This is a genomic window from Pseudomonas tehranensis, assembly GCF_014268615.1.
Lineage (GTDB): Bacteria > Pseudomonadota > Gammaproteobacteria > Pseudomonadales > Pseudomonadaceae > Aquipseudomonas > Aquipseudomonas tehranensis.
Map to the genome: position 1 here is coordinate 1 of NZ_JABWQV010000448.1, position 1,519 is coordinate 1,519.

1 protein-coding gene is annotated in these 1,519 nt (G+C 64.0%); it reads right to left on the reverse strand.

Annotated elements, in window-relative coordinates:
- Window positions 1–36 precede the first annotated feature (36 nt).
- Window positions 37–1,380, reverse strand: a complete 1,344-nt coding sequence (pabB, locus tag HU811_RS26890) for an aminodeoxychorismate synthase component I (protein ID WP_186659139.1) — start codon at window positions 1,378–1,380, stop codon at window positions 37–39.
- Window positions 1,381–1,519: the final 139 nt, after the last annotated feature.

The window sequence follows — 1,519 nt, forward strand, 5'->3', positions numbered from 1 at the left end:
AAAAGATCGCAGCCTTCGGCAGCTCCTACACAGGGGTTACAGCTTCTGTAGGGTGTCGAGCAACACCCGAACCTTGGTAATCGACTCCTGGTACTCAGCCTGCCAATCCGAATCTGCGACAATCCCGCCGCCGCCCCAGCAACACACTTGCCCATCCTTGACCAGCAAGCTGCGGATGGCGATGGAACTGTCCATCTCGCCGCGTACGTCCAGGTACAGCAACGAGCCGCAATACAGCCCGCGGCGGGTCGGTTCGAGTTCGTCGATGATCTGCATGGCGCGGATTTTCGGTGCGCCGGTGATCGAGCCGCCGGGGAAGCTGCCCGCGATCAAGTCCAGGGCATCCTTGGCGTCGGCCAGCTCGCCGGTCACGCTGCTGACCAGATGGTGGACGTTGGGATAGCTTTCCAGGCTGAACAACTCCGGCACACGCACCGAGCCGATGCGGCAGGTGCGGCCCAGGTCGTTGCGCAGCAGATCGACAATCATCAGGTTTTCCGCCCGGTCCTTGGGGCTGGCCAGCAGCTCGGCGGCGTGTGCGGCGTCTTCGTCAGGGGTTGCGCCGCGTGGACGGGTGCCCTTGATCGGGCGGGTCTCCACATGACCTTCGCTGACCTTGACGAAACGCTCGGGTGACAGACTCAGCACCGCTCCGCCGTCTGGCAAGCTCTGGAAGCCGGAAAACGGCGTCGGGCAAGCCGCCCGCAGCGCCTGGTAGGCGGCCCAGGCATCGCCTTGGCACGGGGCGCGGAAGCGCTGGGCAAAGTTGACCTGATAGCAGTCACCGGCCTGGATATACGCCTGGATCCGTTCGAACGCCTGTCGATAGGCATCGCTATGGAGGTCGGGCGCCATGGGCACTTCAAGGCTGAAGGCGGTCACAGGTGCTGAGGTCGGCTGGCTGAAGAGCGCCATCAGGCGCTGGCGTTCGCTGCCGGCGCAGTGAGGGTGAAACACCAACTGGCTGGTCCCGGCCTGATGGTCGGTGACCAGCGCCCAGTCGTACACACCGAACCGCGCGTCGGGCAGGTGCAGATCGTCTTTGGCGTGGGACGGCAGGGTTTCAAGATGTCGGCCAAAGTCGTAGCTCAGGTAGCCGATCAGGCCGCCAGCGAAAGGCAACTGCACCGAGGCCGGCAGTACAGCTCGGCCCAGCTGCGTCAGATGAATACGCAAGCGTTGCAGGAAATCGGCACCGCTCTCACCTGACAACACCGCCAGTTGCTCCAGCGGCCAGGCACTGAGCAAATCATAGCGCCCGCGTTCGGCACTCGGCCGGCCGCTGTCGAGCAGCACACTGCCCGGGGCATGACGGATCACCGCGAAATACTCGGCGGGGTTGGCACGGTAGGGCAGTGGGTGTACAGAGCAGGTTGGCATGGGCGGGGTGGGTCAGCCGTTCAGGCGGGGTGGCGATTGTAATCCCTCTGTAGGATTTGCTCCTAGGGGGATGTCGGTATTGAACACGTCTTAAGGCTCAACGAGCCCGCGTGGCGAGGGAGCTTGCTCCCGCTGGGTT

What these genes read in the sequence shown, in the direction of transcription:
- pabB (WP_186659139.1), bottom strand. Translation starts at nt 1,380, where the DNA reads ATGCCAACCTGCTCTGTACACCCACTGCCCTACCGTGCCAACCCCGCC.